The organism is Ruegeria sp. BHSB196 (assembly GCF_059613135.1).
In genome coordinates this window covers 1-21,646 of record NZ_JBXWRY010000056.1, presented here as the reverse complement: position 1 = coordinate 21,646, position 21,646 = coordinate 1, and the positions used below count along the sequence as shown (strand labels likewise).

At 61.3% G+C, this 21,646-nt stretch carries 18 protein-coding genes, 2 tRNA genes and 1 pseudogene; 9 read left to right on the top strand and 12 right to left on the bottom strand.

Annotation, left to right across the window (positions count from 1 at the left end):
- Window positions 1-30: 30 nt before the first annotated feature.
- A tRNA-Met gene (locus AC2FNJ_RS18635) sits at window positions 31-107 on the top strand.
- A 281-nt stretch (window positions 108-388) separates the two neighbouring features.
- Window positions 389-553 (top strand): annotated as a pseudogene (locus AC2FNJ_RS18630) (IS6 family transposase); the annotation flags it as partial.
- Between the two features lie 189 nt (window positions 554-742).
- Here AC2FNJ_RS18630 and AC2FNJ_RS18625 read toward each other — a convergent pair.
- Genes AC2FNJ_RS18625 through AC2FNJ_RS18610 form a run of 4 tightly spaced genes read right to left on the bottom strand, consistent with a single transcriptional unit; the run spans window position 743 to window position 6,693 of the window.
- Window positions 743-2,248 (bottom strand): ABC transporter permease, encoded by a 1,506-nt coding sequence (locus AC2FNJ_RS18625; protein WP_496766391.1) that lies wholly within the window; start codon window positions 2,246-2,248, stop codon window positions 743-745.
- A 12-nt stretch (window positions 2,249-2,260) separates the two neighbouring features.
- Entirely contained in the window at window positions 2,261-3,310 is a 1,050-nt protein-coding gene (locus AC2FNJ_RS18620) for a quaternary amine ABC transporter ATP-binding protein (protein ID WP_496766390.1), read from the bottom strand.
- A 60-nt stretch (window positions 3,311-3,370) separates the two neighbouring features.
- Window positions 3,371-4,336, bottom strand: a complete 966-nt coding sequence (locus AC2FNJ_RS18615; RefSeq protein ID WP_496766389.1) for an ABC transporter substrate-binding protein — start codon at window positions 4,334-4,336, stop codon at window positions 3,371-3,373.
- A gap of 32 nt (window positions 4,337-4,368) precedes the next feature.
- A complete protein-coding gene (locus tag AC2FNJ_RS18610; protein ID WP_496766388.1) occupies window positions 4,369-6,693 on the bottom strand; it encodes a DUF1989 domain-containing protein in 2,325 nt (774 codons plus the stop codon).
- Between the two features lie 106 nt (window positions 6,694-6,799).
- Here AC2FNJ_RS18610 and AC2FNJ_RS18605 point away from each other — a divergent pair, with 106 nt between their 5' ends.
- Window positions 6,800-7,840, top strand: coding sequence for a LacI family DNA-binding transcriptional regulator (locus AC2FNJ_RS18605; RefSeq protein WP_496766387.1), 1,041 nt, complete (start codon window positions 6,800-6,802; stop codon window positions 7,838-7,840).
- A 296-nt stretch (window positions 7,841-8,136) separates the two neighbouring features.
- On the opposite strand, the gene AC2FNJ_RS18600 is transcribed toward AC2FNJ_RS18605, so the two are convergent.
- Complete coding sequence (locus AC2FNJ_RS18600) at window positions 8,137-10,239, bottom strand: alkyl/aryl-sulfatase (protein WP_496766386.1); 2,103 nt, start codon at window positions 10,237-10,239, stop codon at window positions 8,137-8,139.
- A 217-nt stretch (window positions 10,240-10,456) separates the two neighbouring features.
- On the opposite strand from AC2FNJ_RS18600, the gene AC2FNJ_RS18595 reads away from it, so the two are divergent.
- On the top strand, window positions 10,457-11,158 hold the full coding sequence (locus AC2FNJ_RS18595; RefSeq protein ID WP_496766385.1) for a Crp/Fnr family transcriptional regulator: 702 nt from the start codon (window positions 10,457-10,459) through the stop codon (window positions 11,156-11,158).
- 216 nt (window positions 11,159-11,374) lie between these two features.
- Here AC2FNJ_RS18595 and AC2FNJ_RS18590 read toward each other — a convergent pair whose 3' ends face one another.
- The 5 genes from AC2FNJ_RS18590 to AC2FNJ_RS18570 form a co-directional block, all read right to left on the bottom strand.
- Entirely contained in the window at window positions 11,375-11,632 is a 258-nt protein-coding gene (locus AC2FNJ_RS18590; RefSeq protein WP_496766384.1) for a DUF6525 family protein, read from the bottom strand.
- A complete protein-coding gene (locus AC2FNJ_RS18585) occupies window positions 11,632-12,291 on the bottom strand; it encodes a DUF1826 domain-containing protein (RefSeq protein WP_496766383.1) in 660 nt (219 codons plus the stop codon). The genes AC2FNJ_RS18590 and AC2FNJ_RS18585 overlap by 1 nt, the downstream gene beginning before the upstream one ends.
- The gene (locus AC2FNJ_RS18580) at window positions 12,264-13,478 is read right to left on the bottom strand and encodes a GTP-binding protein (protein WP_496766381.1); all 1,215 of its coding nucleotides are present in this window, start codon (window positions 13,476-13,478) and stop codon (window positions 12,264-12,266) included. Before AC2FNJ_RS18580 ends, AC2FNJ_RS18585 begins: the two co-directional genes overlap by 28 nt.
- Window positions 13,471-14,595, bottom strand: coding sequence for a CobW family GTP-binding protein (locus AC2FNJ_RS18575; protein WP_496766379.1), 1,125 nt, complete (start codon window positions 14,593-14,595; stop codon window positions 13,471-13,473). The genes AC2FNJ_RS18580 and AC2FNJ_RS18575 overlap by 8 nt, the downstream gene beginning before the upstream one ends.
- 242 nt (window positions 14,596-14,837) lie before the next feature.
- The gene (locus tag AC2FNJ_RS18570; protein WP_496766377.1) at window positions 14,838-15,908 is read right to left on the bottom strand and encodes a zinc ABC transporter substrate-binding protein; all 1,071 of its coding nucleotides are present in this window, start codon (window positions 15,906-15,908) and stop codon (window positions 14,838-14,840) included.
- Between the two features lie 56 nt (window positions 15,909-15,964).
- Between AC2FNJ_RS18570 and AC2FNJ_RS18565 the strand changes: the two genes are divergently transcribed.
- From AC2FNJ_RS18565 to AC2FNJ_RS18555, 3 genes are read left to right on the top strand one after another with little or no spacing between them, the layout of a single operon-like run.
- Window positions 15,965-16,483, top strand: coding sequence for a transcriptional repressor (locus AC2FNJ_RS18565; protein ID WP_496766375.1), 519 nt, complete (start codon window positions 15,965-15,967; stop codon window positions 16,481-16,483).
- Complete coding sequence (locus AC2FNJ_RS18560; RefSeq protein ID WP_496766373.1) at window positions 16,480-17,220, top strand: ATP-binding cassette domain-containing protein; 741 nt, start codon at window positions 16,480-16,482, stop codon at window positions 17,218-17,220. The genes AC2FNJ_RS18565 and AC2FNJ_RS18560 overlap by 4 nt, the downstream gene beginning before the upstream one ends.
- Window positions 17,220-18,017: an iron chelate uptake ABC transporter family permease subunit gene (locus AC2FNJ_RS18555; protein WP_496766393.1), complete on the top strand. Its 798-nt coding sequence runs from the start codon at window positions 17,220-17,222 to the stop codon at window positions 18,015-18,017. Before AC2FNJ_RS18560 ends, AC2FNJ_RS18555 begins: the two co-directional genes overlap by 1 nt.
- A gap of 352 nt (window positions 18,018-18,369) precedes the next feature.
- On the opposite strand, the gene AC2FNJ_RS18550 is transcribed toward AC2FNJ_RS18555, so the two are convergent.
- Window positions 18,370-18,446, bottom strand: a tRNA-Pro gene (locus AC2FNJ_RS18550).
- Window positions 18,447-18,573: 127 nt separating this feature from the next.
- Here AC2FNJ_RS18550 and AC2FNJ_RS18545 point away from each other — a divergent pair.
- Entirely contained in the window at window positions 18,574-20,151 is a 1,578-nt protein-coding gene (locus tag AC2FNJ_RS18545) for a Na/Pi cotransporter family protein (protein ID WP_496766371.1), read from the top strand.
- Window positions 20,152-20,157: 6 nt separating this feature from the next.
- Here AC2FNJ_RS18545 and leuB read toward each other — a convergent pair whose 3' ends face one another.
- Window positions 20,158-21,261, bottom strand: coding sequence for a 3-isopropylmalate dehydrogenase (gene leuB / locus AC2FNJ_RS18540; protein ID WP_496766369.1), 1,104 nt, complete (start codon window positions 21,259-21,261; stop codon window positions 20,158-20,160).
- Between the two features lie 90 nt (window positions 21,262-21,351).
- Between leuB and AC2FNJ_RS18535 the strand changes: the two genes are divergently transcribed.
- The coding region (locus AC2FNJ_RS18535; RefSeq protein WP_496766367.1) for a redoxin domain-containing protein at window positions 21,352-21,646 on the top strand (295 nt) is incomplete at its 3' end.

Below are 21,646 nucleotides of genomic sequence, written 5' to 3'. Positions count from 1 at the left end.
CGACAGACAGGCAAACGGCCAAAACAATGCCGCGGGATGGAGCAGCCAGGTAGCTCGTCAGGCTCATAACCTGAAGGTCGCAGGTTCAAATCCTGCTCCCGCAACCAGCGTCTCAGAACGGCCCGAAGCAACACGCTCCGTGGCCGTTTTTTCTTGCCCCAATGCCAGCAACCCCGCCAGCTCGCCAACCAGCTCAATCGCGAGCCCGTCACCCTCCGGCATCAACCGGATCTCGGAAAGCAGCCCGCGGAGCATCGTGCTGGCCTGCGGGCATTGTAAAGGAGATGGGCTTGAGCGGGGCGGGGCGGCCCCGTAGCCTCTGGCCATGACGAATCCGAACCCGTTCCGCTAATCCCGAACGAACCGCGAGATTGTCCGGTTGGCAGTGATGTTGTACGTCAGATTTCCGCTGTCACTGCGAAACGTTGAGGATCTGCTGCACCAGCGCGGCATTGATGTCAGCCATGAAGCCGTCCGATTTTGGTGGCAGCGTTTTGGCCCGATGTTTGCGTCGGAGATCCGGAGGAAACGCGCCGATCGTCTGCGCGCCTGCCTGCGTCATTGCGGCGCCGGAGCAAGCCGTCGCTTCCCTTCAGCCATTTCCGCAAGTGGTCGGTGGGTGAAATAATCGCCCGGATCAGCGAAACCGACATGATCCGCAATTTTCTGGTCGGCACGTCGACGGCTGTCTTTCTCGATCTCCCGTTCGTGGCCGTTTGCATCGCGGTTCTTCTGACTACGATCACTTTCGTTTGCCGGCGACGATCCGGTCTAGAATCAGCGCGCAGAACAAAATGGCGAGACCGGCAAGAATTCCCTGACCCGCCGCAGCGTACTGCAAGGCTTCGAGCACGTCTTCGCCCAGCCCCTTTGCTCCGATCAGTGATGCTACGACGACCATTGCGAGCGACAAGAGGATGGTCTGGTTGACACCCGCCATTATCGTTCGGGCAGCCAGCGGCAGGTCTACGCGCCAAAGAAGGTAGCGCGGGGTCGCACCGAAGGCGAGCGCAGCCTCGCGCACGGTTTCCGGCACCTGCTGGAGGCCGAGAACAGTGAAACGGATCACCGGCGGGCTGCCAAAGATCATCGTGGCGACGACTCCCGCTGGCTTGCCCGAACCGATAAAGGCCACAACGGGAATCAAATAGACGAAAGACGGCATGGACTGCATGAAATCGAGGATTGGTCGCACGACTGCGAAAGCACGGGGTCTGCGCGCGCAATAGATCCCAAGGGGAATTCCCAATGAGATCGAGATCAGTGCCGCCGCGCCGAGAAGCGCAATTGTCGCCATGGCCTTCTCCCAAAAGTCGAGAAGCCCCAAATAGGCGAGCGCGGCACCGGTGAAGATCGCGACGCGGGCGCCGGCGGACAGGTAAGCAAGCATGACGATCACCAGCGCCACGACCGGCCAGGGCGTTCCGACGAACACCACTTCGAGGCCGTCAAGAAGCGTACGCATGCCGAATGTCAGAGCGTCGAAGAATCCGCGTCCGGCGGTCTTTGTCCAATCGAATGCAGCCTGTATCCCGTCGCCGACACCGAGACGCCAGTTTCGGTTCGTTGGAAAGTCGTTGAGGAACGCGACCGCGTCCGGCTGTGCGAACTTGATGGTGCTGGGAACCACGACCATCACGAAGAAGATCAAGGACAGCCCCATGCGTGTTGACGACCAGCCATGTGAAACCATCCTGTCCGATCGCCAACGTGCAAACTGACCTTCGAGTGTCCAGTTTGCCAGCGCCGCGGCGAGGAACTTGAACGCGACGAGCAGTGCGAGACCCAACGCAACATAATGGATGCCGGTCGCGTCGGCTTGTGCCGCTTCGATCTCGGCCTGCGACAAAGCACCCTCGAGAGAGGCCGCCGCGCGCTTCAGAGAGTCGAGCGTGGAGGCACCCGATTGCTCGGCTGCCTCGATCTGCTGATTGCGCAAGTCCAGAGTCTCGGCGATGCGGGCCGCGCGTTCGCGGGCGTCACGGCCAAGATCACCGAAAAACCCGCGCCCGATCTGGATATAGGCGAACGCCTCCAACACAAGGAAGCCAAGAAACCAGGACCAAAGGCCACGTGCACCGAACCAGATTGGACCGAGGATCGCGGCGGCGGCGTTAAGCGTGAACCGGTAACCGGGCGCCTCAAGCATGTAGCTGAAGACCCGGCGGTAGTAGTCCTGGCTTCGACCGACAAAATCGTCGATCAGCGCATTCATACGGTCAGGCGTTTCGATCCTTGATTGCTTCATCGACGGTTCCTCCTAACCTCTGTTGTTCTGGATCGCCCGCATCAGCATGGGACGATTGATCACGCCGACCGCAGTCCCGTTCTGGAGAACCCGTGCAATACCATGCCCTTCGACGCAAATGTCCATGAGCGCATTCAGGTCCATCTCCGGATGCGCCTCGCGGGCATCTGCAGGCACCGGGCCATAGGTCGCCTCGAATTCGTCGATCGGCCGCATCACGGAATGAGCAAAGACCATGTTGAGCTTGGAGATTCCCGCGACAAAATCCGCGACATAGTCGTCGGCCGGGTTCAGGATGATTTCTTCGGGAGTGCCAATCTGGACGATGCGACCATCCTTCATGATTGCAATACGGTTGCCGATACGGATCGCTTCGTCGAGATCATGCGTGATGAACATCGTGGTCTTCTTCAGCGACCGCGACAGGCTCATGAACTGGTCCTGCAGCTGGCGGCGGATCAGCGGATCAAGCGCGGAAAAGGGTTCGTCCATCAGCAGGATGTCAGGGTCTGAGGCAATGGCACGGGCAAGTCCCACGCGCTGCTGCATGCCGCCGGACAGTTCATGTGCGTATTTGTCCTCCCACCCTGTCAGTTCGACGAGTTCGAGGACACGTTCGGCTTCTTCCCAACGACGCGCCTTGCCGGTGCCGCGGATTTCAAGGGGCATGGCGACGTTGTCACGCACGGTTCGGTGAGGCATGAGTCCGAAGTTCTGGAAAACCATGGCGACGCGGTGGTTGCGAAGAAGGCGAAGAGACTCGCTGTTCAGCGACATCACATCCTCGCCATCAATCAGGATGTGGCCTGCGGTAGGCTCTAGAAGGCGATTTACGTGCCGTACAAGTGTCGACTTGCCGGAGCCCGACAATCCCATCACGCAAAAAAGCTCGCCGCGCTCGATCTGGAAGGTCGCGTCCGCGACGCCGACCACGCAATTGAACCGCTCCAGTACCTCCGTCTTGCCGATACCCTCGGCTCGGATGGCGGCCATGGCCTCGTCTGCGCGTGATCCAAAGACTTTCCAGACGCTGCGAGCGTCGATAGCGATGTCCTGTGCCACTTTGTTCCCGTCCTGCGTTGGGGCGGCCCCGGCATTGTCGACGCCGGGGCCATTCCGTTCTCAGTTAAGCCCGAGCCATTTGTCGATAACGTCACCGTTGGCGTCGATCCAGGCCGAGACGACTTCGCCCACGTCCTTGTTCTCGACAACAACTTCATAAGTCATCTGCGACAGCGCATCCGCATCCATGTCGATCTTGGAGAGGAATGAGGCTGCGGCCGGGTTGCGGGTCTCGAGCGATTTCGAGTACGCGACGGTGACGGTCTTGACCTGGTCGCCCGTCGTGATCTTCGACTTGTTATACCAGTCGGCGTCCTGATCGGGCTGCACCATCGTGTACTGGTCCTCGGAGAATTCCGGTTCCTCTATCATCGTCACGTCGTAGAGCGCATGCACGTAGTGCGGGCTGTAGCAGTAGAACACAACGCCTTCGCCTTGGTCGATCGCATCCTTCAGCCGGGAATAGAACACAGTTTCGTCCTCGGTGCCCGGTTCGAGGAATGTTTCGATGCCATAATCGCGGACCTTGACTTTGTGGACGTTCGTCGATGCCCAGCCCGAGGCACCGACCCAGATCTCGCCTTTGCCATCACCATCGGAGTCAAAAAGCGCCTGAGCGTCCGGTGTGGCAAGGTCGAAGACCGACTTTATGTTGTGCTTTTCGACCATATAGCTCGGCGTACAGAAGCCAGAACGCCCCTCATAGGATCCTGACGAAAGCGCCACGGTGCCTTTCTGATCCACGTATTCGTCGGTGAAAGATGCCTGGTTGGGCAACCAGACGTCGGGATGCACATCGATGTCGCCGCGCCCACCGTCCATTGCCTCGAAGATCACGGCATTGGCGCCGGGCGCATAGCCGACCTCGCCTCCGAGGCGGGTCTCGATGACCTGACCGATCACATTCGCCATGATCTTCGCACCGGGCCAGCTTGGCTCACCGACCATGACCTTTTCCTGCGCCCCGGCCGCGGATGCAGCAAGAGTCACAAGTGCCGCGGCGCTTATGGTTGTCAGATGTTTCATGTTTTTCCCTCCTGTTGATTTGCTTCTGCTGTTCAGGCTCTTGCTCTTGTCCGTTGCGGATCGACGAAGGGGATCTCGACCACGGATGCGCCGATCCGCTTCATCCGACCGTCCATCAATCCGACTTCAAGTTCGGTTCCGGCGGCTGCGTATTCGACGGAAAGTCGTGCCATGGCGATGCTCCGTTCCAGCATCGGCGACCGCGTCGCCGAGGTGACGACTCCGACTTGCCGTTCGCCGCAGAGCACCGGCGCGCCGTGGGCTGGCACGTCAGCGCAGCCAAATACCAGCCCTTTCAGAACGCGCCTTGGATCCTTTGCGTTCCGTTCCAGCGCCGCTTTCCCAACGAAATCGGTCTTGGCAAGGTCCACCGCAAAACCGAGCCCTGCCTCGAACGCATCGACGCCCGGGGCGAATTCGGCATCGGCCGCGGCAAGCCCTGCCTCGATGCGGATGATCTCGAGCGCGGCCGAGCCCATCGGCGTAATTCCGAACTCCTCACCGGCATCCATGATCGCGTCCCAGAGCGCGACGGCGTCGGCCTTGGCGCAGAAGAGTTCGTAACCGAGTTCGCCGGTATAGCCCGAACGTGACAGCATGAAGGGCAGCCCCTCGCGGTCGCCGAGCCGGGCGATGGTGACGCCGAACCATTTGAGTTGATCGAGCGATGGAACCGTCGGCTGGGTAAAGGTGATTTTCCTGAGCAGATCCCGCGATTTCGGCCCTTGAAGCGCGAGGTTCGGCAGCGCGTTTCGCATCGCGTTGATGCGAACCTGGAGTTCTTGACGCTCGGCCAGTCCGGTCAGTACCCGGCCGCTTTCCTCGCTGCCGCAGCACCAGCGGAACAGTTCCGGCCCGATGCGGAACAGCGTACCATCGTCGATGACGGTGCCGCTCTCGTCGCACATGAGCGCGTAGGTCCCGCGCCAGACCGGCAGGTGGGCGACATCCCGCGTCATCGTCATTTGCAGCAACCGCTCCGCATCCGGCCCGATGATGTCGTACTTCCTCAGCCCGCTCATGTCCTGAACGGTCACCGCCTCGCGGCATGCCCAGTATTCGCCGATCGTGCCGACGGATGGAAAGGACACCGGCACCCAGAGATCTCGCGCCGCGGCGAAATGCTGCGTCAGTGGAGCGAGCCGTTCGTGAAATGCGGATTCTTCGCTGATCTGCATCGGAGCGTCCTCTTTTTCGCGATAGGCAACAGCGCGGCGGATTGGCGTGTCGGGCCGATAGATGCGCACATGAATGTCAGTAGGGTTCCAACCGTTGATCGGGTCGATATCGTCCGGGCATGCGGTGGAAACGCAGACGAGGTTGTCCATCGCACACATGGTTACGTAGTCGCCCGGGCGCGAATAAGACTCCTCGGTCAGGATGTGATGCGAGTCGGCATCGACCCAGGTGTTCCAAAAGAAGTTTATCGCCGGCCAGGCCGCTCTCCGTGCGACGCCGAACGGTTCAAGCGCGCGAGACATGTTGTCCGAGCAGTTGAGGTGACCCGGAAAACCCCGCTCCTCGTATCCGCGCGCGGTACAGGCGAGTCCGAACGTGTCGTGCCGTCCGCAAGTGTCCTGAACGACGTTCAGAAGCGGGCGCATCTCGCGATCGAAGAACTTGTCGAGAAGCCCCGGCCCGGGATAGGAGCGCCGAACCATCGAACGGGTCGCAGTGCTGTCGATCATCAATTCCTCTCCGCGGCATAACCCTTCGCTTCGGAACGCCATGAAATCCGAGCATTGCTGCCCGTGAACGTCGATGATCTGCAAATAGTCGCCCTTGCGAAGCTCATAGGCCCGCGCCGTTCCCTTGAGGACCGTGAACTCTTCACGCAGATCGCCGAGAAGCGGTGGCAAGGCCGCCGATTGGTGGCTTGCTGGTTGGTGCGCGACGGTGATGGTATTGCTTGCGCCACCGGCCACGAGGGCTTGCGTGGAAACCTGGCGGATCAGCCAGACCGTTGCCTCGGCCGCGGCCCGAAAAACAATGATCTCGCCAGTCCCTTCGATCCGCGCGGCAGAAGGCAGCACACAAGGATCGCCGCCATTCCGTGCTATCCACGCTGCAAGCGCGCTGCCGTCAAACTCGGCCCAGGAAGGCGTTTCCGTACCGATCAGGCCGAGCGCACCAAGAGCATGGCGTCCGCGCCGGTCGAAGGCCAAGAGCCCCAGGCCGTCACCTGCGGCAAGCTCACGGACGGACAAAAGGTCGCCGGGTCCGAGATCGACACGGACCGCCTGACGCGGCGCCACAGTTCGGGTCGCCGTATTCAGCTTGCCGAAGCCCGGAAAGGATCGGGTCCAAGTGTGATGGCCGACATTGCTGAATGTGCGTATGGCGTGTTCGTCAAGCATCGGGAATCCCGCTTGGAAACGATTTGTAACTGGTTACAAAGGTTGATGTAACTGGTTACATGTGTCAAGAAGTTTGTATCGAAGCCGGTTGGGAGCCCTTTGACGTATGTCCGCGGCAGATGGAAAGAAACGCGCGAATCTTCGTGATGTTGCGGCGCTTGCTGGTGTATCCGTCGCGACGGTGTCGCGCGTACTGAACACGCCTGCAGCCGTTACAGAGCAGACACGCGGCAGGGTGCAGGCTGCCATCGACGAATTGCGATTCGTTCCAAGCGCCGCAGCCCGCGCAATCAATTCAGGGCGCACCAGGATCGTTGGCGCATTGATCCCGACCCTTGACAACGCAATCTTCGCCCGTTTCCTTGACGCGATCGAAAACCACCTCGCACCGCGTCATCTTTCGCTTGTCGTCGCAACAACTGATGGCGATTTGAAGCGAGAAGCAGACAAGGCCCAACACCTCGTGGACATAGGGGCCGAGGGATTGATCGTTTCCGGCATCACTCACCATGACGAGTTCTACCGGCTCGTAGAACGAACCCAACTGCCCGCTATCGCGACATCCTATTTCGACGTTGGCTACCGTCTTCCGACGATCGGTTACGACAACCGTGCCGCCGCCGCGATCGCACTGCGTCATCTCAACGACCTTGGCCACCGCGACATCGCCGTCGTTCATGGCCCAATCGCCAACAACGATCGAACCCGCGCCCGCATCGCTGGGCTTGCGGATGCCGACTTGCCCGCAAGGCTGAGCTTCCACGAAACCGACCTTTCGGTCGGAGGTGGCAGCGCTGCCGCAAACGGAATTGTCGCATCGCAACAGCCCGTCAGTGCGATCCTCTGCCTTTCGGACGTGCTGGCGATGGGTGTATTGTTCGAGTTGCGGCGCATGGGCATTGATGTGCCGCGCAAGGTATCCTTGATGGGGATCGACGACCTCCCCAGTTCGTCCTGCTCGGCACCGCGCCTGACAACCGTCAGATTGCCCGTGCGCGAAATGGGCACAGAGTCCGCCAAAGCGCTTGCCGACTGGGTGGAGCAGAATCGGCCTCCACAGTCCCGACAACTGCGATGCGAACTTGTCGTTCGGGATTCGACTGCAGACGTTGAGAAGGGCGAAAGTCTGGAAATCGACGTGAAGTGACCTGACGACCTGCGCCCCGAGATTCCTGTTCCTTGCGGTAAGTCCTTGCGTATGGAACTCTGACGCCAGGTAGCGTGCGAGCAGCCGCTCAAAGTCGGCAAGCGACGCCGTGGTGTCTGGAGGCTATTGCCAGGGCTACAGCGGCGGTCGAGACAGGGCCAATCCCGTCCCGCAGGTCACAATCCTGCCTTGGAGCCGCGATCACGTGATTGCCAGACTTGTTGCCAGTGGTCGCTGCGCCCAAGATCCCGAAGCTTTGGCGGATGATATCGGCCAGATGCAGCGAGTCGGGTGTTTCACTCAATCGCGGGCAGGCCCGTCACCGCTTCGAACGCCTCCGAATGTGCCTCGGCGTGATGCGGGTCGCGCGTGCCGGGGAGTACTTCGAAGAAGGGATCGAAATCCACCATCGCCTGCGCCAGAACCCCCAGCATGGTTGGGTCTCCGTCGAGGGTGGCCGTGCCGTCCGCCAGTTGCGCATCCAGTGTCGTTTCGCCCGCCATCGTGAATTCCAGGTCTGCGCGGTTGATCGTGAGTGTCAGGTCTGGGCTGTCGGACAGGAATCCCTCGACATTCGTCAGCGTGGCATTGCGCAATTCGACAAGGAACTTCTCGCCATTGTCAGGCGTCACCAGGTTCATCGTGAATTCGTGCCCTTCCACCTTGCGGCTGTCCATCTTGATGGCCAGAAAGTTCAGGAACAGCTCGGTCGACATGGCGCGGACAACGTCGGGGCTGGTCGTATCGGGAATATCGCCTTCGGGAACTCCCGAGCGCAGTTCGAACGCGCCGGAGAGGAAGGAGTTTCGGAGTCCCGGATTCTCCTGTTGATAGCCGATCTGCTCGTAAACATCGGCCAGCAGGTTCTTTGCCATCTGGTTGTTGGGCTCTGCATGCACCAGCTTGTTCAGGATTTCGCTGGCGAGCAGGTATTCGCCCTTGTCGTGCAACTCCGCGCCGCGCGCCATGATCGCGTCGGACCCGCCCATCATCTCGACATAGAGCGGCGCCGAGTCCTCGGGCGACAACGGGATCAGTGTGGCCGGGTTGCAGTCCCAGAACCCGATGTAACGCTGGACCACGCCGCGGCTGTTGTGCTCGGGAGAACCGTGATAGCCGCGGCAATGCCACTTGTCCTGCAGGCTCTGCGGCAGCGAATAGACGTTGTGGATCTGGTTGATCGTCACGCCCTTGTTCGCGAAATGCAGAACCTGGTTGTTCATATGGGCATAAAGATCGCGTTGATCGCGCAGGATCGCCTGAATGCGGTCGTTGCCCCAGCGCGGCCAGTGGTGGGAATAGAACATCACCTCGGCCTCTTCGCCGTAGAGGTGCAGCGCGCGGGAGATGTATTTCGACCAACGCAGCGGGTCGCGCACCGGCGCACCGCGCAGGGTATAGATGTTGTGCAGCGTGGCGGTGACGTTTTCCGCCATCCACAGCGCTTTCATGTCGGGCAGGTAGGTGTTCATGTTCGACGGCGCTTCGGTGCCCGGGGTGTTCTGGAAGATCATCCGCACACCATCGACCTCGAACTCTTCGATATCCTCTTCGACGACCCGGGTGGGCGCGATCAGGCCGACCGCACCGGCTGACGTTCCCTGGCCCAGACCCTGGCCTGCATAGCCATGCGGGCTGGCCGGCAAGAGCAGGCCGTATTGATAGAAGAGCCGCCGGTTCATCGCGTTGCCGGCATAGACGTTTTCCGAGATCGTATGCTCCATGAAATCGCGCGGCGCGATGATCTCGACCTTGCCGGCGCGCACATCCGCCTCGTCGACCACGCCCCGGACGCCACCCCAGTGATCGGCATGCGAGTGCGAGTAGATTACCGCCGTGACAGGCAGCCCGCCGCCCACATGTTCCTGAAACAGTTCCAGGGCCGCGCGGGCGGGTTCGGCCGAGATGAGCGGGTCAATCACGATCCAGCCGGTCTTGCCCCGGACAAAGGAGATGTCGGACAGGTCGAACCCGCGCACCTGATAGATGCCGGGCATCACCTCATACAGGCCGTAATTCTGATTCAGCCGCGAGATGCGTTGCAGGGATGGGTGGATGCTGTCGAAATCCGTATCGCTGTTGAAGAAATCAAACCGCTCCTTGTCCCATGCGACATGGCCGGCATCGGCCAGGATCTTCTTGTCGGGCATCTCGGCGATCAGTCCGCGCTGCTGTTCCTCAAAATCCAGGGTATCCGAAAACGGCAGGGTGCGGCGGGCTTGGTCCAGAATTTCGAGCGTGTACCTGGATGGCGCCTTGCCCATCGGATGGAAATGACCCTCCAAAGGCGCCGCTTCCTGGGTCTGCGCCGCCGCTTCATCGATCAGCGCGGTCCCGGACACCGCAAAAGCCGTTCCAACGGTCGGAATGGCCTTGAGCACATCGCGTCTGGTGGTCATGGTCGTTGTTCTCCCTGCTTGTCAGATGCTCGGCTGCGGCATGAACACGCGGCCAGTTTTTTCCCGGAACCGCCGCGCAAAAGCGAAATGCGCTGCGGCGGCCTCCAACAGCAGGCTAACAGGCGCGGCGGAACGAGACTTGATCTGATGACGTATTTAGATTTTCTTAAGAAACGACCGTGGTGCGGATACCGTCCGGGAGACGAAAAGAAGGGTTATGGCAGGACCACTTACGCCGGAACACAAGGAAATCCTGCGAAGTTCAGGCTGGCTGTCCACCCGAAGTCCCGCCTTTCAAGACGCCTTTCTGGAGCTCGGTTCCCTCAAATCGCTTGAGATCGGACAGCTCCTCTACCCGCGCGGTCGAATCCCGACCCACATCCACGGTCTGATCCAAGGGCAGGTCGACGTGCTGCCACTATCCAGTTCAAACGAGGAGTTGACCTTTACCTTCGCGAAGGCCGGCAAGTGGTACGGCGTCGGCGACGTGCTGTCACAGCAGCCTACCGTCGCGCGCACCGTTGCGCGCCAGCCGTCGAAGCTTTTGTCCATCTCGCGCGGCGAGCTGATGCAGTTTCTCGATGCTGATCCCGGTCGATGGGTCGATATCGTGGCCTATCTCAACATGGTGCGGCGACAACTGCAGGAGCTCACGATCGTCTCCGTCGAAGGAGATGGCGTTCAACTGGTCTTGCGGCGTCTGGCCTGGTTGCAGCAGGCGGGTCGTCTGGACCAGAACAACGCGATGGCGATTTCCCAGATGGATTTCGCCGCGGCAGCCGGTGTTTCCCTGCCAACCGTGCAAAGGGCCTTCCGCGACCTCAAACGTCGAGGAATTATCGAGACCTACTATGGCAAGATCGTCGTGAAGGATGCCCAGAAGCTGAAGGAACTGTGTGTGGCCAGCGGTGCCGGCTAGCGCAAGGGTTTCAATCGGGAAACCGTCTTTCGCTCATCGCTGGCCTTGACGTTCATCCAGACCTCGGTGCCGGTCTGCTTCTGATGCGCCTCTTCCTATCGCCGTGCTGTTGGCCAGCCGCTACAGCCGATGAGCCCTGGGCCGGACGCCTGTGGTTCGACTTGTTCGGGAAGCGGTTCAAGCGCGGGACTGTGGGCTCGGCCGAGCCGGACGATGTCATTCGAATGCAGCATTCCAGCGGTCCCTGGCCAGCTTTGACGCCTCCAGACGCCCAAGCTCTTCCAGAGCCTGGCTTTGGTTGCCCGTACGAGCCAGCGCCTTGTTATATGCACGCTCGACTGAACGTGGCCGCCACGGCAGCGCGGCCTGCGCAACCCAATTGCGGAGAACCGGAGGCAGACGATCAAAATCGCGCATCGGATTTTCGTTTCGGCGCCGTTTTCTGAGCTTTGTTTCACCAAGGTTGCGCGTCATCAATCGATCTCGTCGATATCGAAGACCGGATCAAGAACGAGAACGAGGCGGGTCTCGCCTGTCCCTGCAATCGGCGGTGAGCGGTGCAGGAGGCCCGAAGAAGGTTTCTGAGGCCACTGCGTGCCGCGCATCACCATCGGAGCCCCGGTCGCAACAGTAAACACCCGAGCCGGATCCTTGCCGTCGGTGGATATGCCGTACTGCGTGCCCGTGCCCCGATAGGTGCAGATCAGGCGGGCATGGATTGCGTCGATGTGGAATTTTCTGCACGCGTTCGTATCGATCACATCCAAACGCAACCGCAGGTATCGCGCGCGCATGATCTCGGCGAACAGAGAAGCCAGATCGGCAACGTCTTTTTCCAACCAGGCTCTCTCCTCGCTTTCCTCCACACCGGCCATGTCGCAGAGATGCTGCACCGCATCGGGAATTGCGTCCGGGCGCAGAATGAGCCGCGCTTTCGGCAGTTGCGATGGATCGAGCGCGTTGATCCATGCCTGAAAGCCCGGTGTGAGTTGCCGTCGCCAGATCGTCGCTGCGCATCCGGGCAGTGCGATCCTGGCCAACCCGTCCGGTGTGTCGGTGACACCGACACCCACCGCCGCGTTCGCGATTTCTGTTCGAACGTAGCTCATGCGGCATTCTCCACGCGGCGCCATAGAGGGAACGGATCGGGCAAATCGGCCGGTAGAGCATCCGGACCGGGGGCGCGGGACTCGGGCAGCAGGCAGGAATCGAGTTTGGATTTGAGTGCCGGCCAGTCGATCCCCGAGCCGATAAAGACGATCTCCTGCCGCCGGTCGCCCCAGGGTTCCTTCCAATGCTGTTCGATGTAGTTCAGCACCGAGGGGTGTTCGGGCCAACGTTCTTGGGGAACCGACGCCCACCAGGTTCCCAACGGCTTGACGCTGGACAGGGCACCGGCAAGCGAAAACTCGGCCACCCACCCGGGTCGCGTTGCGATCCAGAAATGCCCTTTGGCGCGGATCACACCGGGCATGTCGCCGTTCAGCACGGCCAGGATCTTTTCTGGCTCGAAAGGCCGTCGCGCGCGGTAGACGTATGACGAAACCCCGTATTCCTCGGTTTCCGGGACATGATCGGCAAAGCCGTACAACTCTTTCGCCCACATCGGATGCTGGTGGGCCGCATCGAAGTCGAAAAGGCCGGTGTCGAGGATGGCCTCGCTTGCAACTTCCGAGTGGTTCGTTTCGATGATCGTGGCATCTGCGTTCAGGCTGCGGATGATCTTGCGCGCGGCGTCGGTGCGCTCGGGGCCTGCATCGTTTACCTTGTTGAGAACAACCACGTCTGCAAACTCGATCTGGTCCGTCAAGAGGTGGACAAGCGTACGCTCATCCTCGTCTCCCAGCGTCTCCCCCCGGTCGCGCAGGAAGTCATGGCTGGAATAGTCGTTGAGCAGGTTCACCGCGTCGACGACAGTGACCATCGTGTCGAGCCGGGCGACATCCGAGAGGCTCTCGCCATTTTCGTCGCGGACGTCGAAGGTTGCGGCAACGGGCAAGGGTTCGGAGATCCCGGTGGATTCGATCAGCAGGTAGTCGAACCGGCCTTCCATGGCCAGCCGCCGCACCTCGGCCAGCAAGTCGTCGCGCAGGGTGCAGCAGATGCAACCGTTCGACATTTCGACCAGCGTCTCATCGGTGCGGCTCAGCGCGGTTTCGGCGCGCACCAGATCGGCATCGATGTTCACCTCGGACATGTCGTTGACGATCACCGCCACACGTTTGCCTTCGCGGTTGTTCAGAACGCGGTTCAAGAGGGTGGTCTTGCCGGCGCCGAGAAAGCCGGACAATACCGTGACGGGTAGGCGAGCATCAGTCATGGATTGGAACCCCTTCGTCTTGGGTTGGATTTTTGGGTTGAGGCTGGCGCAGCATGTCGAGGCTGCGTTGCAATTCCGGACGCGTCAGATCGCGGGCAATGACGACAATACGTGAACGGCGATCGTCACCCTTCCAGTTTTTCAGCGGTACAGGCGGGTCGAAGACGTGCTGCACACCGTGAAACACGAAGGGAAAATCGATCCCTTCCAGAAACACGATGCCTTTGACGCGCAGAATGTCTGGCCCCTTGAGGGAGATCAAAGTGTCCAACCAAAGGTCAAACGTGGCATCCTTGAGCGGCGTGTTCAGCACAATCGATGCGGATCCGATCCGTGTATCATGTGGCGAGGCGGAAATGGGCAACGTCTTTGACTCGCGGAACCCGGAGAGGTTGGCGAAAGGGTCGGCCGCGGGAGCAGCCGCTGCGGTTGTCCAGGCAATCGCGTCAATCGGCGCAATGTCCCTGCGCACACCACCCAGGCCCCAGAGTCCGTTCGGATCAAAACGACCTGCTGCCGGTCGTTCGATCCGTGCGGTAGGGTTCAAGCTGCTCAATCGTTTCTCAAGTGCGTCTTCGGCCTCCGGCGTGACCAGATCCGTTTTGCTGAGGAGAATCAGATCAGCCATCGCAACTTGCGAAACCGCCTCGAACTGGGCGTCCAGCGTCGCGGGTCCGTTGAGCGCATCAACGACTGTAACCAGGCCGTCCATGCGCGTGGTGCGGGCCAGGTCAGGATCGACCAAAAACGTCTGAAGAATGGGGCCGGGGTCCGCAAGGCCGGTCGTCTCGATGACGATCCGTTCAAAATCCAGCGCATCACCTTTGCGACGATCAATCAGATTCAAAACCGTCTTCGACAAGTCTCCCCGAATCGAGCAGCACAGGCACCCGGATTGCATGAGGACGATGTCTTCCTCAACGGACTCGATCAGATCGTGATCCAGGCCCGCCTCGCCGTACTCATTGACGATCACCGCGATGCGCCCGTCCGAAGAGTTCGACAATACGGCATTCAGCAGCGTCGTCTTTCCGGCGCCCAGAAAGCCGGTCAAAACCGTGACGGGTATTCTTTGATCCGCCGCATCATCGGTGGTGGTCGCCGCGTGCGCTATCACTGCGTTCTCCCTGAAAATATTATGTAATATCGTAACAATCCCAGTTCAGGAAACGCCAAGCCTTCCAATGATTGTCGCGAGCCAATCAGAGAGTTCAGATGAACCGGCGACGGGGTTTCCTTTGGTCAGAGCGCGTCAGGGGCAGCGCGACGCTTCAACCTTTGGACACTATTGACAAGCGCTGCCTCTGACTGCGGTCTGCCCGACCGTTTCTGCTCCGTCGAATGAACTGATTGTTCGGATCACAGGCACTCGGCCAAGGCTTTGGCCATATTCCTGATGAGCTGCGGATAAAGAGACGCGCCCGGTTCCAGATTGGCCCCAAGAGGATCGATCACGCCGGTTTTTGCCTCCGTTCCATCCAGAACGACGTTGACGATTCCTTGGTTGAACTGAGGTTCGGCCAGAACGCAGTCTATGCCCTCATCGCGAATGCGACCCTGGATTTCGGCAACGCGGGCCGGGCTTGGATCGGTTGCGTCGCCAAGCGAAATCGCGCCGGAAGCCGGGAGGTCAAACGCATTCTCAAAGTACTGATAGGCATCGTGAAACACGATGAATTTGCCGCCGCGGATCGGCTCAAGCATTCCGGCCACCTCGGCGGACAGCGCGCCTATCTCCTCACGCGCGGCTGCGGCATTGGCGAAATACACACCAGCGTTGTCCGGGTCGGCCGCCGAAAGCTGAGCTGCGATCAGGTTCAGCCAAGTGCCGGCGTTTTCCGGTGAGAGCCAGGCGTGGGGGTCATGTTCGCCATGGCCGTGGTCGTCATGGCCTTCATGTTCGGCATGCTCTTCGTGGTCGTGTTCGCCCGCTTCGGCATGATCGTGCTCATCGTCCTTGGCGTGATCATCATGGGCATGTTCGTCTTCATGCGCGTGCTCGTCGTGCCCATCTTCCTTGGCATGATCGTCATGACCATGTTCGTCCTCATGACCATGTTCATGCGCCTCGAACAGTGCACCATCACGGAAATCGAGCAGGACCGTTCCATCCGAGTCCAGCAACGTCGTGACGGTCGCATCGCCGGCGAGCGTTTCGACCGCGCCTTCCATCCAGGGCGTCAGGTCTTCACCGATCCAGAAGACAAGGTCCGCCTCTTGCAAGGCCGCGGCTTCTGACGGTCGCAGGTTGTATTCGTGGGGGGAGGCGCCCGGCGATACGATCAGGTTCGGCGTTCCGACACCCTCCATGACCCGTGCCACCAGGGAATGCACCGGCGCAATGTCGACCGCCACTTTCGGGGCCTCTGCCATGGCTGTACCGCCCAGCAGAGCAGCTGCGATCGAAACTGGAAGAAGCTTTCTGGACATGAGAACCTCTGTGTGATCTTATAACGTTAAGAGCCGCATACATGATATGAAATAACATGACAAGCGAAACCCGTCCCATATCCGTCGATGAACCGAATCTCGTCGGGTTCCAAAAGCATGACCACGAAAGCTGCGTCGAAACCGCCCTGGCCACGACCGAAGCGCGATGCCGGGAGGAAGGGCTGCGCCTGACGCCGGTCCGGCGCAAGGTTCTGGAACTTCTGCTTCAGGAACATCGGGCGCTTGGGGCTTACGCGATTCTCGATCGGTTGCGCGAAGCTGGGTTCGGGTCGCAACCGCCGGTGGCGTATCGTGCGCTCGATTTTCTGGTCGAACACGGTTTCGTGCACAAGATCGAGCGTTTGAACGCGTTTGTCGCTTGCTCGCATCCCGGCGCGACGCATTCGCCGGCCTTCATGATCTGCAGGCTTTGCAACGCGGTGGCCGAGACCCATTCCGCGCCGGCCAAGGGCGCGCTTGGTGCAGCTGCACGCGCCGCGGGATTCGAGATTGAGCGGACGGTCGTGGAGGCCGAGGGTGTCTGCCCGGCCTGCACGAAACAGGTGCGGAAATGACCCTCGTAACTGTCGAAAACCTCAGCGTACGCTATGGGGAAAACACCGTTCTGAGCCATGTGGACATGACAATCGAGCCCGGCGAGATCGTCACCATTGTCGGTCCGAACGGTTCGGGCAAGACCAGCCTGTTGCGGGCCATTATCGGAGCGACAAAACCATCTGCCGGGCGGGTATCCCGAAATCCCGGATTGAAGATCGGTTATGTACCCCAGAAACTGCACATCGACCCGACCTTGCCGATCACCGTCGAACGCTTCATGCGTCTGACCCATCGCGTTTCCCGGAGAAGCTGCGTCGAGGCGCTTGAATCGGCTGGCGTGCCGGACTTGCTGAAACGTCAGATGTCGCACCTGTCCGGCGGGCAGTTCCAGCGGGTGTTGCTGGCCCGGGCCTTGATCAATCGACCGGACATCTTGCTGTTGGACGAAGCGACGCAGGGTCTCGACCAGCGTGGCTCGGCAAGCTTCTACCGGCAGATCGAGGCGGTGCGCCGGGATACCGGTTGCGCCGTACTGATGATCAGCCACGAGTTGCACGTGGTCATGAGCGCCTCGGACCGGGTGATCTGCCTCAATGGGCATGTGTGTTGCGAAGGCTCGCCGGCAGTCGTCGCCTCGGCCCCGGAATACCGGGCCTTGTTCGGGACCGGAACGGGTGGCGCGCTTGCCCTCTATCGCCACGACCATGACCATGAACACGACCACGGTGCAGGTTCTCAGGAAGCGGCAGAATGATGCTAGATGATTTCATGACGCGGGCGACGCTCGCAGGTATCGGTGTCGCGGTCGCCGCCGCCCCCCTTGGATGTTTCGTCGTCTGGCGCCGGATGGCCTATTTCGGCGATGCCACCGCCCATGCCGCGATCCTTGGCGTGGCCTTGTCGCTGACCTTTCAGATGTCGATTTTTTCAGGTGCATTGGCCGTCGCGCTTTTGATGGCGTTGACCGTGACGCTGTTGGCTGGCCGCGGATACGCGATGGACACGCTATTGGGCGTTCTGGCGCACTCGGCGCTGGCCTTTGGTCTTGTCGCGGTCTCGTTTCTGTCCGGCGTCCGCATCGATTTGATGGCTTATCTGTTTGGCGACATCCTGGCCGTTTCCCGCTCCGACCTGGCGGTGATCTGGGGTGGTGCCGCCCTTGTCGTTGCACTGATCGCATGGCGCTGGTCGCAACTCCTGACGGCGACATTGAACGAGGAACTGGCCTACGCCAGCGGATTTGACCCCAAACGTGAGCAACTGGTCCTGACGTTGTGCCTTGCGGTTACGGTGGCGGTTGCAATCAAGGTGGTGGGCGTTCTGCTGATCGCCGCCATGTTGATCATACCCGCAGCGACCGCCCGCAGCCTGGCGCGATCGCCCGAAGCGATGGCATTGATCGCCGCGATGATCGGGGCGGTCTCGGCAGTGACGGGATTGCGCGCGGCCTATGTCCTCGACACTCCCGCCGGCCCATCGATCGTGTGCGTGGCCGCAGTCCTGTTTGCGTGCTTTACCGTCATTGGTTGGCAAAACCGACGTGTGAATTGAACGCCCCGAAAGCCGTGCGTGACGCCCGGCTGAGCGATTTGTCTGGGCGATGACCGTCGGCGCGAACTTGCGGCAAAGACGACTGCCATCATTCGTTCTGCCAGCCGAGAGGCGGAGTGGCCGTTAAGGAGGCCGTGCTGACACGTCTGCGACGTGTTTGGATGAGCCGCGCCTTCTGTCCGCGCGTGGCAACACGCGGAGCGGGCAATCCGTCGGTGTCCAGGAATCCGGCGTGGCCAGCCCCATTTCTCAGCAAGTGCAACGTGAGCCGTACATATCAAGCAATGAAACTTTGCGGACATCATTGCGGGAAAAGAGATTACAAAAGGCCCCGTCAGGGGCCCTGTTTCATTGGTCGGAGTGGCAGGATTCGAACCTACGACCCCTGCCTCCCGAAGACAGTGCTCTACCAGGCTGAGCTACACTCCGACCGTGGCGGGTGATCTATACCTGACCGGGTTGCGTTGCAAGGGGGATTCTGCGGCGATTGCCGCGAAAAACGGGGCTTGCCTGCGGCAACGCCTTGATCGACGCTGGGGGGCGGGAAAGGTCGGGTATGGACGGAAACTTTTACTTTCTGATCGGCGGCGTGGGCATGTTTCTGGTGGGCATGGAGATCATGACCAACGCGCTGCGGGACGCGGCCGGCGGCAACCTGCGGGCCATTCTGACCCGGTTCACGACGACACCCCTGCGCGGCGTGCTGACCGGGGCCGCCTCCACGGCCGTCGTGCAGTCGTCGAGCGCGACCACGGTCATGACCGTGGGATTTGTGGGCGCCGGATTGTTGACGATGCCCGAGGCCCTGGGCGTGATCTATGGGGCCAATATCGGCACCACCGCGACGGGATGGCTCGTGTCGATCCTGGGTTTCAAGCTCAAGCTCGGCAATATCGCGATGGTCCTGCTGTTTCCCGCGGCGCTGACCGATCTTCTGGGACGGGGAAGCGTGGCCCGCGCGGGGCGTGTCGTGGCGGGGCTGTGCCTGTTGCTGGTCGGGTTGGATCTGATGCAGGCCGGCATGGGCGACGTGTCCAGCGTGCTGACACCCGACATGCTGCCGTCCGGCGGCGTGCTGGGGCTGTTGGCGCTGGCCGCGATCGGAGCGATCGTCACCATCCTGATGCAATCGTCGAGCGCAGCGATGGCCCTGGCTCTGGTGCTTCTGGCGTCCCAGGCCATCACGCTGACGCAGGCGGCCAGCATGGTCATCGGGATGAACGTCGGGACGACCTTCACGGCCCTGCTTGCCTCGCTGGGCGGGTCGGTCGCGATGCGACAGACGGCGGTGGCCAATCTGATCTTCAACATCGTGACATCAGCGGTGGCCTTTCCGCTGCTGATCGCGTTTCGGGGGCAGCTGGCGGCCATTGCGGGGGTCGCGGACGAGTTGACGGCGCTGCTGGTGTTTCACACCGGGTTCAACCTTGTTGGCACCGCGCTGTTCCTGCCGGTCACGGAGCGTTTTGCGCAGCTGATCGGCAGATGGATGCCGGATCGGGAGCCGGCCCGTCTGATCGATCTGGACCGGCGGCTGCTGAGCGATTCCGGGACCGCGATTCTTGCCGCGCAAACGGCGGTTGCGACGATTGCGGGGCGGGTATTTGCGGCCCTGGGCGCGGGATTGAGGCCGGAGCCGGATCTGCGGCCGCTCGCGGCGCTGGAAACCTGCGTGCGGGTGCTGGGAGAGCTTCGGGAATTCCTTTCGGACATCCGGTTGCCCGAGGGCCGGCCCGATGAAGAGGCGGCCTATTCCGCCTTGTTGCATCAGACGGATCACCTGATGCGGCTGTTGCGGCGGGCGGTCCAGACCGGACATATCGAGACCCTGCTGGATGACCGCTTGTTGCGGAGGCCGGCACTGGCTGCGGGGGCCGCGTTCGCGCAGGCGTCGGAGCTTATCGGAGATCCGCGGACGGCGCGGCGCCTGCGGACCCTGCGCAACATAGTCCGGCATCGCGGCAAGCGTCACCGGCGGGCGATGCTTTTGGGCGAACATGCCGGCCTGTTCTCGCTCGCGGACGTGTTCGCCCATACCGATGCGGAGCGCTGGCTCGAACGGTCTCTGCGCCATGCAGAGCGCATGGTGCATTATCACCAACGTGCCGCCGCGGACCTTCCCGCCGCGGCCTGAAGCGGGTCAGAGACTTTCGTCAAGGGCGGCCAGAATGGCGTCGCCCATTTCGCTGGTCGAGACCGGCTGCACGCCCTCTTCGGCCAGCAGATCGGCGGTGCGGATACCATCGGCCAGAACCTTTTCGACCGCGGCTTCCAGCCGGTCGGCCTCGGCGCCTTGGTCAAAGCTGTAGCGCAGCGCCATGGCAAAGCTCAGGATGCAGGCGATCGGGTTGGCCTTGCCCTGACCGGCAATGTCGGGGGCCGAGCCGTGGACGGGCTCGTACAGCGCCTTGGGGCGGCCATTGGCCATCGGCGCGCCCAGCGAAGCCGAGGGCAGCATGCCCAGCGAGCCGGTCAGCATCGCGGCGCAGTCCGACAGGATGTCGCCGAACAGGTTGTCGGTCAGGATCACGTCGAACTGTTTCGGCGCGCGCACCAGCTGCATGGCGCCGTTGTCCGCATACATGTGGCTCAGCTCGACTTCGGGATAGTCCTGGCCCACGCGGGTCACCACCTCGCGCCACAGGATGCCCGATTCCATCACGTTGGCCTTCTCCATCGAGCACAGCTTCTTGTTGCGGCGCATGGCCAGTTCAAAGGCGGACCGCGCGGCGCGTTCGATCTCGGATTCTGTGTAGCGCTGGGTGTTGATGCCCACACGCTCGTTGCCTTCCTCGAAGATGCCGCGCGGCTCGCCGAAATAGACGCCCGAGGTCAGTTCGCGCACGATCATGATATCCAGACCGGCGACCACGTCCTTTTTCAACGACGAAAAGTCCGCCAGCGCGTCAAAGCACTGGGCCGGGCGCAGGTTGGAATACAGGTCCATCTCCTTGCGCAGGCGCAGCAGGCCGCGCTCGGGCTTCACGCTGAAATCCAGATCGTCGTATTTCGGGCCGCCCACGGCGCCCAGCAGGACCGCGTCCACCTCTTGCGCCTTGGCCATGGTCTCGTCCGACAGCGGTTTGCCGTGAACGTCATAGGCCGCACCGCCCACCAGATCCTCGCTCACGTCAAATTGAAGGCCGCGATTGGTGCCGAACCAGTCGATGATTTTGCGCACTTCGGCCATGACTTCCGGGCCGATTCCGTCTCCGGGCAGGATGAGGAGCGAAGGGTTGGGCATGAACGGTCTCCTTGCGTTTCGTTGCCATCGCCCTAGCGTGTGCGCCGCAACGGGTCAATGAGACGATCCGGTCGAAACAGAGGAAGACACATGCTGATACCTGCAAAGCCCGTTCCTGCGCTGAAACTAGAAACGCTGGGGCAGGGGACTTTCGATCTGGACAGGGACCACGGCAAGAATGGCACGCTGGTGATCCAGTATCGCGGGCTGCATTGCCCGATCTGCATCCGCCAGATGAGCGAGGTCGAAGCGGCGCTGGACGAATTTTCGGATCTGGGCGTGGAGGTGATCATGATGAGCACGGACAACGCGGAACGGGCAGCGCAGACCGTGGACAAGGCCGGCACGTCACGCCTGCGCGTGGGCCACAGCCTGCCGTTGGCGG

What these genes read in the sequence shown, in the direction of transcription:
- AC2FNJ_RS18625 (WP_496766391.1), bottom strand. Translation starts at nt 2,248, where the DNA reads ATGAAGCAATCAAGGATCGAAACGCCTGACCGTATGAATGCGCTGATC.
- AC2FNJ_RS18615 (WP_496766389.1), bottom strand. Translation starts at nt 4,336, where the DNA reads ATGAAACATCTGACAACCATAAGCGCCGCGGCACTTGTGACTCTTGCT.
- AC2FNJ_RS18610 (WP_496766388.1), bottom strand. Translation starts at nt 6,693, where the DNA reads ATGCTTGACGAACACGCCATACGCACATTCAGCAATGTCGGCCATCAC.
- AC2FNJ_RS18605 (WP_496766387.1), top strand. Translation starts at nt 6,800, where the DNA reads ATGTCCGCGGCAGATGGAAAGAAACGCGCGAATCTTCGTGATGTTGCG.
- AC2FNJ_RS18600 (WP_496766386.1), bottom strand. Translation starts at nt 10,239, where the DNA reads ATGACCACCAGACGCGATGTGCTCAAGGCCATTCCGACCGTTGGAACG.
- AC2FNJ_RS18595 (WP_496766385.1), top strand. Translation starts at nt 10,457, where the DNA reads ATGGCAGGACCACTTACGCCGGAACACAAGGAAATCCTGCGAAGTTCA.
- AC2FNJ_RS18590 (WP_496766384.1), bottom strand. Translation starts at nt 11,632, where the DNA reads ATGACGCGCAACCTTGGTGAAACAAAGCTCAGAAAACGGCGCCGAAAC.
- AC2FNJ_RS18585 (WP_496766383.1), bottom strand. Translation starts at nt 12,291, where the DNA reads ATGGCGCCGCGTGGAGAATGCCGCATGAGCTACGTTCGAACAGAAATC.
- AC2FNJ_RS18580 (WP_496766381.1), bottom strand. Translation starts at nt 13,478, where the DNA reads ATGACTGATGCTCGCCTACCCGTCACGGTATTGTCCGGCTTTCTCGGC.
- AC2FNJ_RS18570 (WP_496766377.1), bottom strand. Translation starts at nt 15,908, where the DNA reads ATGTCCAGAAAGCTTCTTCCAGTTTCGATCGCAGCTGCTCTGCTGGGC.
- AC2FNJ_RS18565 (WP_496766375.1), top strand. Translation starts at nt 15,965, where the DNA reads ATGACAAGCGAAACCCGTCCCATATCCGTCGATGAACCGAATCTCGTC.
- AC2FNJ_RS18560 (WP_496766373.1), top strand. Translation starts at nt 16,480, where the DNA reads ATGACCCTCGTAACTGTCGAAAACCTCAGCGTACGCTATGGGGAAAAC.
- AC2FNJ_RS18555 (WP_496766393.1), top strand. Translation starts at nt 17,220, where the DNA reads ATGCTAGATGATTTCATGACGCGGGCGACGCTCGCAGGTATCGGTGTC.
- AC2FNJ_RS18545 (WP_496766371.1), top strand. Translation starts at nt 18,574, where the DNA reads ATGGACGGAAACTTTTACTTTCTGATCGGCGGCGTGGGCATGTTTCTG.
- leuB (WP_496766369.1), bottom strand. Translation starts at nt 21,261, where the DNA reads ATGCCCAACCCTTCGCTCCTCATCCTGCCCGGAGACGGAATCGGCCCG.